Here is a 9,791-nt window from a genome sequence, read left to right as displayed (position 1 = left end):
TGTGCAGATAACGTAACCACCATCACCACAGCCGGCACCAACGTAGTAGATGCCGCTGGTAATGAAGCAGATTACACAGCAGCCGGTTCAAGCCTCGCTGACGCAGCTGGTAACACTACTAATACAACAGCCGCTGGTACTACTGTTGAAGATACTGCTGGCAATATCAGCAACTATGGCGCAGAAGGGTTTACCGCAACTGATGCTGCTGGTAACAATGGTATCTCAATCAATCAAGGCGGTATTAGCTTTATTGATGCAGGTGGCGCACCGATAGGTCCAAGTATTACTGCTGGTGGTATTGATGCTGGTGGTCAGACAGTAAGTAATCTAGCTGATGGTGTGAATGCAAATGATGCAGCAACCAAAGGACAAGTGGATGCAGTATCTGATGGTTTAACTGACTTGACTGCAGGTGCTGTGCAGTATGATCGAGATCCTAATGACAACAGTATCATCAATTATGATCAAGTGACCTTGGCAGGTACACCTGCAGTGATTGATCAAGACGATGAAGGCAACGACTTTGTAGCGAGTGGTGGTACAACATTGTCTAATGTGGCAAACGGCGTGAATGCCGATGACGCTGTGAATAAAGGTCAGCTTGATACCTTGATCGCTCAAAACGTTACCAACGTCGAAGTAACTGACCAAAACGGAAATCCTGTCACTGTCAATGTGACGGATCAAGTTGTGAATCGCAATATCGATGACAGTAACTTAGATTCTTTATTCTTAACTTATGACGTAAACGGTCAAGAAGTCACTGATCGCCTAACCATTGCCGAAACTGTGCAAAAAATGAACACCGAAGGTGTGAAGTTTGCGCATACCAATGCGGTTAGTACTCAAGGTGATATAGGTACTACTAACGACTCAAGTGCTGGTGGTGATAACTCGACTGCAATTGGTGTTAATGCAATCATTACTCAAAATGGCGAATCTTCAGTAGCATTGGGTCACAATACTCTAGTCGAAGGTGCTTCTTCTATAGCCATCGGTGACGGTGCTCAAGCGCTAGGTAATCAGTCTATCAGTATCGGTACAGGCAATGTCGTCAACGGTGATAACTCTGGTGCCTTTGGTGATCCAAGCACTATCAATGGCAACAACAGTTACTCAGTTGGTAATAACAACACTATTAATAGTGATGATACTTTTGTACTTGGTAACGGTATCACAGCAAACCAAAATGGCTCGGTAGTACTAGGTCTGGGTTCTGCAGCTACGACAGGTGCTGGTATTGTAGGCTATCGCGCAGCGGGTAATGCTGCTATTACAGCAACCACTAGCACAACTGGTGCAGTTGCAGTGGGCGATGCAGCCAATGGTGTATATCGTCAAGTTACAGGTGTGGCCGCAGGTACAGCCGACTCTGATGCAGTCAACGTCTCACAGTTAAAATCAGTCAGCGATGCATTAGAAAGTAGTAATGAAGCGCTTAGCAATGCTGCGGTTCAGTACGATACAAACCCAGACGATACTGTCAACAAAGGCAGCATTACATTGGGTGGCGGTGCTGCTGGTACTACTATAACCAACGTCAATGGTGGTGCTATCAATGCAGGAAGTACTGACGCTATCAACGGCGGTCAGCTATACAATCTAGGAAACGATGTGGCTGGCATTATCGGTGGTGATGCAGCGATTGATGATGAAGGCAACTTAACAGCCACTAATATCGGTGGTACAGGAGCAAGTAATCTTAATGATGCGATTGCTGCTGTAAACAATGGTAATGCTCAGGCCAACGAAGATATTCAGGCCAATACTGATAGACTTGATACTGGTTTGAGCTTCAGTGCAGACAGTGGTAATGATGTTAATAAATCAGTTGGTAATAGCACTGCACTTAAGTTTGAAGGCAGTGATAATATCACGACGACAACCACTGATAGTGGTATCAAGTTTGATTTGAGTGGCAACATCAACGTAGACAATGTTACTGCAGGTACAGTTACTACTGGTAATACTACAGTTAATACAAACGGCGTCACGATAGCTAACGGTCCCAATGAGTCAGTTGTCCTAAGCGGTACTGGCTTAGACAACGGTGGCAACACCATCACAGGTGTTGCTGATGGTATCAATCCTACTGATGCTGTGAATTTTGGACAGTTGAGCGCTCTAGATGGCAAGCTAAGCAACAGCGTTAACGAGTTGGGTTATAAGATCAATGAAGTAGAAGACGATGCTAATGCTGGTATCTCTGCTGCCATGGCAATGTCTTCACTACCGCAAGCTTATATCCCTGGTAAGTCAATGATCGGTGGTGGTGTCGCAACATACAATGGTGAAAGTGCAGTTGCTATTGGTTTATCTAAAGTCTCAGACAATGGACGTTGGGTAATGAAGATCAATGGTACAGCAGACACCCAAGGAAATGCAGGCGGCGCAATTGGTGCAGGTTTCCATTTCTAATATAGCCACATCACTGTTTGACAGCGTTTGCTTGAATACAAGCGCTGTCAAATTACTCATAAAATATATTAAGGGATAAATAATGAAAAAATCTTTTTATCGTTACGGCTTGTTGGCTACGTCTGCTTTACTATTCACAGTCACTGGTTGTGCTCAAAAAAACATCATGCCAACTTGGCATTTAACGCCTGGTGCACAGCATGGAGCTGTTGATGCTAACGATTTAGTATTTCCAGATCCAGAAAAGGCATGGCAAAAGGGTGGCACTATTGTCAATCATAATGATATTGCTAAAATACAAGTAGGTACTACTAAAGATCAGATTTATAAAATAATCGGTACACCTCATTTCAGCGAAGGGTTCAATGCTCGTGAATGGGATTATATTCTCAAGTTTTATGATGCCAATAACAATGTAGAGACATGCCAGTATAAGATTATCTTCGATGATAGCTATGAGGGCAGATTGCGTGATGATGAATTTTTTGCCACTGAGTTCTATTGGCAGCCAGCATCTTGTGCTAAATATTCACAGTTCTAATATTAGTCGCTATCAATAGTATAAAAAAAGAGCAAGACATTTAATGTCTTGCTCTTTTTTATTGTGAGATGTTGTTATTGTAATCGCAATAGTAACAATGTTACTGATATCAGCGTCTTTCATATACCGCCTAATCAAAAGTCTACGAATTAGCATTTGTATCTTATTAAAGCGACTTTTATCTCGTCATCTGACACTCTAAGTTAATCCCATGAATGTCCACTTAGAAAGTTATAGCTATATAGCTCAACTATAACGAAAGAGTCAAATCTATCTTAGCCTTTTATAACCTAAATTCCTATCCCGTAAACTCTATTCTGACTGTGCAAGCAGCTTATGTCTTCTATCTCCACAATGCATTGTTACATAAAGAGCTTCGCTAATTTGGTCAAACTACTTAGGAACTCCAAAAGCTAGTATTTTGCGTATAGTTTTACTAGTGCAGAGCTACCGATTAGCTTTTATGACAGTGTAAAGCATATTTAGTATCTCTTACTTCTAGTTAATCTGTCTAAACAGACAAACATCCTTCCACATAAATATATGCTTGCACTATTTACAAAACAGTAATATTATTAATAATATAGATAATATGCTTACAATTATACAACTGTTATATAAGTAATTGATAATCATTTTTATATGATAGTAATGTTTTAGAAAGAGTGGAAGAGATTTTACGCATACGTAATCTAGGTTCAAATTTATTCAATATTTTTGAGACACAAAGTTTGTTTGTATAGCATCACATATGTAGTACCTGTCGAACATAAGTAGAAATCTGAAATTCACTTACATTTTCAGGGGTGTTTTTGCTACTTGTTTTCATGAATCGTTATTCAAAATAGAGTATGCCTTATGATAAAGAAAACTATGGAAACACCCATTTTACGTAGAACAGCTCTAATACTTGCGATGAGTGCAATCAGTTTTCCATCACATGCTTTGGGCACTGGTGATAATGATTATACATACGCTGATGAAGGTCAGGTCATTGTCAGTAATCGTGATCGGATCACTGCAAATGAGTCTCAAATACAAACTAACACTAATGAACTCAATAACAACCGACCTTATATAGATCAATTAATAGACTCTATAGACAATCCACCAGACCCAGTAGTGGTCGAACCTGGACCAACTGTTCCGACTGGCCCAGCACCGCAATCATCAGGCTCAGGTTCAGGGCCAGGCTCTGACGGATATTCAGATAGAACAGACAGAAAATGTTCAGAGACTTTTGATAATGAAATTCGTGACCTAGAGTATGGAATGCTAGGCGTCGATATAGCTGCATTAGCCTTAGAAGCCAGTGGTGAGGCTATACAAGCGTTACCCTTTGGTGCAGGAGCTGGAGGTTCAGTTCTTGTGGTTAGCTCACTAGCAACACAAGCCATAAATGCTGCGCTTGGATTTGTCGTACTTGATAAAGATGCGCAAGCTGCAGATGCGCCATCATGTGGACAAGAGTTTGTGGGCGATGTAGAAGTTACCGAAGGTGCAGGTATTGTTGTTGAAAATAGAGCTGGTACCGCATCAGTATCACTTGGTCCTGACGCGGCAGGCAATCTGCAATCAGGAGTGTCTATCGGTGGTGGACAGATTTTGGGCGCTGGTGATAGCAACAATGGAGATGCGGCGACGGCAGCAGCCCCAACAGCGATTGCTATTGGTAATAGTGCGCAAGCATTAGTAGCAAATAGTACGGCTATTGGAGAGAGCGCCATAGCCGATGGCCTAAATTCAAGTAGCTATGGTGGGCAGTCTCAAGCTAGAGGGCAGAGTAGTACAGCAATTGGACAAGACGCACAGGCGGTTAATACCAATACAACGGCAACTGGTGTGAGTAGTAGAGCGACTGGTTTAAATAGCACAGCAAATGGACAAAATGCGCAGGCCATCAGTGGCAATGCCACGGCAATCGGTGTAAGTAGTAGAGCGTCTAGCTTAAATAGCACAGCAATTGGACAAGACGCACAGGCGATTAATACCAATACAACGGCAGCTGGTGTGAGTAGTAGAGCGACAGGTTCAAACAGTACCGCAACTGGACAGGATGCTCAAGCCACTCAACAGAATGCGACGGCTACTGGACAGAATGCACAAGCCATCGCTGTTAATACAACAGCATTGGGTATGAACGCTCTAGCAGAAGGCGTCAATAGCACAGCGACGGGGCAAAATTCGCAAGCGATTTTAGAAAATACTACTGCAACGGGCGCAAATACCCTAGCCACTGGTCTAAACAGCACCGCAATGGGCCAAAACGCCCAAGCCACTCGAGAGAATGCCACAGCATTGGGTCGTAATGCGAAAGCCACCGCTGTTAATACAACAGCAACTGGTGTCAATGTGCAGGCGACTGGTCTAGAAGCCACCGCCACTGGTTTTGAGGGCACAGCATCAGGATCTTACGCAACCACCTCAGGTAGTAGAGCCATTGCTTCAGGGTTAGGCTCAACAGCAAGTGGTGCGCAAAGTGAAGCAACGGCAGACCGTACCACCGCAATAGGTTATGACAGTCTGGCGTCAGCTACCAACAGCACGGCAACGGGCGCAACTGCTCTAGCCACTGGCGCAAACAGCACCGCAATGGGCCAAAACGCCCAAGCCACTCGAGAGAATGCCACAGCATTGGGTCGTAATGCAAAAGCCACCGCAGTAAATACAACAGCAACTGGTGTCAATGTGCAGGCGACTGGTCTAGAAGCCACCGCCACTGGTTTTGAGGGCACAGCATCAGGATCTTACGCAACCACCTCAGGTAGTAGAGCCATTGCTTCAGGGTTGGGATCAACAGCAAGTGGTGCACAAAGTGAAGCAACGGCAGACCGTACCACCGCAATAGGTTATGACAGTCTGGCGTTGGCTCAGAACAGCACAGCAGTTGGCGCAACTACTTTAGCCACTGGTCTAAACAGCACCGCAATGGGCCAAAACGCCCAAGCCACTCGAGAGAATGCCACAGCATTGGGTCGTAATGCGAAAGCCACCGCAGTAAATACAACAGCAACTGGTGTCAATGTGCAGGCGACTGGTCTAGAAGCCACCGCTACTGGTTTTGAGGGCACAGCATCAGGATCTTACGCAACCACCTCAGGTAGTAGAGCCATTGCTTCAGGGTTGGGATCAACAGCAAGTGGTGCACAAAGTGAAGCAACGGCAGATCGTACCACCGCAATAGGTTATGACAGTGTGGCGTTGGCTCAGAACAGCACAGCAGTTGGCGCAACTGCTCTAGCCACTGGCGCAAACAGCACCGCAATGGGCCAAAACGCCCAAGCCACTCGAGAGAATGCCACAGCATTGGGTCGTAATGCTATCGCTAATGGTACCAATTCATTGTCTGTAGGAGCCTCTAATGAGTCTTTAGCGAATAGAACGACAGCGGTTGGTTCTAATAATATCGTTGAAGCAGCAAGTTCATCGACCATTGGACAGTCTAATATTATAAAAGCCGCGAGTCCTACCACTACTAGCAGAGCAGTAAATAATACTGTGGCGAACAGCCATGCACTTGGAAATAATAATATTATCAACTCAAGTGATACATTTGTTTTGGGTTCTAATATTAATAACACAGGGCAAGTTGATAACGATGGTAACGCTATACCAATAGGTAATACAGTCAAAAACTCAGTCTATTTAGGCAACAACACGGTTGCAACTACAGGCGACAAAGTAGGAACACAGTTGTTACAAAGTAGCGGACAACAAGGCAATACGACGACTGCTGGGAATACTGGCAAAGTGGCCAATACAGTAATAGGTAGCATCGACTACAATAATTTTGCAGCCAGTACTGCCAACGGTGTTATTTCAGTTGGGTCAGCTAATGATGAACGTAGGATTCAAAACGTAGCAGCTGGTGAAATATCCCAAACTTCCTCAGATAGTGTTAATGGCAGTCAGCTATATGCTGTTGCGATGAATACCTCATTAAATAGAGATATTGCACTCAACAATCAGAGTGATATTGCTGCGGCCAAAATTGAAATTGATGATACAAAAAATGCTTTAGCCACTGCCAATACTCTTATTTCGACAAATACAACCAACATTGCATCTAATGCGGCTGACTTAGTCACTGTAAAAGCTGCCACTTCTAAAAACACTGATGATTTAGTGACAGCTAATAATGCAATATCACAAAACACTAGCTCGATTGCTCAGTATGCAAGTGCTCTCGGTACGATTAACACAAGTGTGTCTGACAATACGAATGCGTTGACTACAGCCAATGCAGGGATTGCAAAAAATACTGGTGATTTAGTAATAGCAAACGCAGCAATCGCTAAAAATACTGGCGATCTAGTCACAGCCAATAATGCGATTTCTAGCAATACGGATGCTATTTCACAAAACGTGGGTAAGCTAATTGTTATTGAGTCTGAAGTTTCGAAAAACACAGATGGTTTGGCCAATGCTAATACCAAGATTTCACAAAACACAGCTGGTTTAGCTAGTGCCAATACCAAGATTTCACAAAATACAGATGGTTTGGCTAGTGCTAATACCAAAATTTCGAAAAACACAGATGATTTGGTCAACGCTAATACCAAGATTTCAAAAAACACAGATGACTTGGCCAATGCTAATACCAAGATTTCGAAAAATACGGATGATTTGGCCGATGCTAATACCAAGATTTCGAGAAACACAGATGATTTGGCCAATGCCAACACTAAGATTTCGAGAAACACAGATGATTTGGCCAATGCCAATACTAAGATTTCACAAAATACAGGCGATATCTTGAAAAACAGTGAAAATTTAGTAGCAGCGAACAGTACGATAGCTAAAAACAGCAATGATATTTTGAAAAATGCAGAAGATTTAGTTAGCGCAAATAATGCAATAGCTAAAAACAGCGATGACTTAATAACCGCAAATGCGGTGATATCTCAGAATTCAAATGATATCTCAAGTAATAGAAATGATTTGAATGTGGCAAATGTTGCGATAGCCAAAAACAGCGAAGATTTAATAACAGCAAATATAGCTATTGCTAAAAACACAAATGATTTGGTCGATACGGCTGCTAACGTCGCTAGTCTAGACTCAGTAGTTCAGCAGAATAGCACTAAAATCTCTAAAGGTATTACGTTTAACGATGGTGCAAATAGCACTACACACCAGTTAGGCGATACGATCGCTATGACAAGTACCAATCAGAATTTATCTGTTCAAACAACAAGTGACGGCATTAGCGTAGGATTGAATAACGATATTCAAATCAATAGCATTCAAATTAACGATGGTCCTAGTCTATCTAACAATGGCATAAATGCAGCTGGTACCAGAATAACGAATGTATCTCCAGGGGTTAATTACAATGACGCTGCGACTGTTGGGCAGTTATCAAAAGTATATGAATATTCCAAACAAGCTGATGAAATTGCCTATAAAGGTATCGCAATGTCCGCTGCCTTATCTAATGGCTCAGATGCAGTGGCTAGACCAGGTCAGCTATCAGGTATGATCGGCGTCGGAAGCTTCAAAGGTAATACTGCTATGGCACTTGGGATAACTTATTTGAGTAAGGAAAGTAATTATAAGCTAACAGGAGGGTTTGCATATGCTGGAAGTGATGACATCTTATATCAGGGTGGGCTCGCTTTTGCGATAGGTCGATAAAACGTTCTTTTAACAAAACATTTTTGGCATTTCATTAAATAATTCAGAGAGGAAATATTATGCAAACCAATTTTCAGCGCAAGCTTTTAGCCATAGCCATTACTACAGCGACCGGCGCACTATTTATGTCACCAGTTATGGCAGCCGGTACTGCTAATACAATACAATGTGGAACAGGACCAAATCAGACAGGGGCAACGGACTGTTCTGGTAGTTCTAATTTGAACTCAGATTTGATTATCACAAATACTGGTGGCAATAATGGTTCTTTAACAGTAGCAGGTGCAACCACAGTCGGTACTACCGCTCAGAATGCTAATTTAACAGTCAATGGTAATACAACTACTACTGGTAGTACTACTACAGGTAGCCTTACTACGACTGGTACTACGACTAACAATGGTACTACGACCAACAACGGTGCCATGATTAATAATGGTACTACGACTAACAATGGTGCGACTCAAATAAATAACACTCTAGGTGTTACAGGTAATACGACAATAGGTACTGCTAGTCCTGGTCAAAATGCTAATTTATTAGTTAATGGTAATACGACAACGACTGGTAATATGATTACCGATGGTACAACTCAACTAAATGACACACTAGGTGTAACAGGCGCAACCACCTTACAAGACACACTAACTGTGACAGGACAAACTACGACAAATAATATCAACAATAATGGCAATATTAACAATACTGGTGATATTACAACCAACAACCTTAATGCGGTTGGTCAAACCACAACTAACGGTATCGGTAACACAGGTGACATAGCTAACTCAGGCGACATCACTAACGGCGGCAATATCGCTAACACAGGTACTTTAACGAATACTGGCGCTACTGAACTACAAGATACATTAAGCGTTGCAGGACAATCGACTACTAACGGTATCGGTAACACAGGTGACATAGCTAACTCAGGCGACATCACTAACGGCGGCAATATCGCTAACACAGGTACTTTAACGAATACAGGCGCAACCACCTTACAAGACACACTAACTGTGACAGGACAAACTACGACAAATAATATCAACAATAATGGCAATATTAACAATACTGGTGATATTACAACCAACAACCTTAATGCGGTTGGTCAAACCACAACTAACGGTATCGGTAACACAGGTGACATAGCTAACTCAGGCGACATCACTAACGGCGGCAATATCGCTAACAC

Annotated in this window: 4 protein-coding genes and 1 pseudogene; all 5 read left to right on the top strand. The window is 42.7% G+C overall.

Annotated elements, in window-relative coordinates; translation table 11 throughout:
• Positions 1 to 546: 546 nt before the first annotated feature.
• Positions 547 to 1,452: pseudogene (locus ACQKC9_RS09005) on the top strand (trimeric autotransporter adhesin AtaA); the annotation flags it as partial.
• Between the two features lie 54 nt (positions 1,453 to 1,506).
• On the top strand, positions 1,507 to 2,421 hold the full coding sequence (locus ACQKC9_RS09000) for a YadA family autotransporter adhesin (RefSeq protein WP_427621807.1): 915 nt from the start codon (positions 1,507 to 1,509) through the stop codon (positions 2,419 to 2,421).
• Between the two features lie 82 nt (positions 2,422 to 2,503).
• The gene (locus ACQKC9_RS08995; protein WP_427621485.1) at positions 2,504 to 2,962 is read left to right on the top strand and encodes an outer membrane protein assembly factor BamE; all 459 of its coding nucleotides are present in this window, start codon (positions 2,504 to 2,506) and stop codon (positions 2,960 to 2,962) included.
• Positions 2,963 to 3,835: 873 nt separating this feature from the next.
• Positions 3,836 to 8,599 carry a beta strand repeat-containing protein gene (locus ACQKC9_RS08990; protein ID WP_427621484.1) on the top strand — a complete coding sequence of 1,588 codons (4,764 nt, stop codon included), beginning with the start codon at positions 3,836 to 3,838 and terminating at the stop codon, positions 8,597 to 8,599.
• Positions 8,600 to 8,658: 59 nt separating this feature from the next.
• Positions 8,659 to 9,791, top strand: a 1,133-nt coding sequence (locus ACQKC9_RS08985; protein ID WP_427621483.1) for a beta strand repeat-containing protein, incomplete at its 3' end; no start/stop codon positions are given.

The organism is Psychrobacter sp. NPDC078409, from assembly GCF_050268505.1.
In the GTDB taxonomy this organism is placed as follows: Bacteria; Pseudomonadota; Gammaproteobacteria; order Pseudomonadales; family Moraxellaceae; genus Psychrobacter.
The sequence above is the reverse complement of the archived record's forward strand: the minus strand, read 5'-3'. Positions and strand labels throughout refer to the sequence as shown.

Excerpts from the sequence above, each read along its gene's own strand:
- ACQKC9_RS08995 (WP_427621485.1), top strand. The coding sequence starts at position 2,504 with ATGAAAAAATCTTTTTATCGTTACGGCTTGTTGGCTACGTCTGCTTTA.
- ACQKC9_RS08990 (WP_427621484.1), top strand. The coding sequence starts at position 3,836 with ATGGAAACACCCATTTTACGTAGAACAGCTCTAATACTTGCGATGAGT.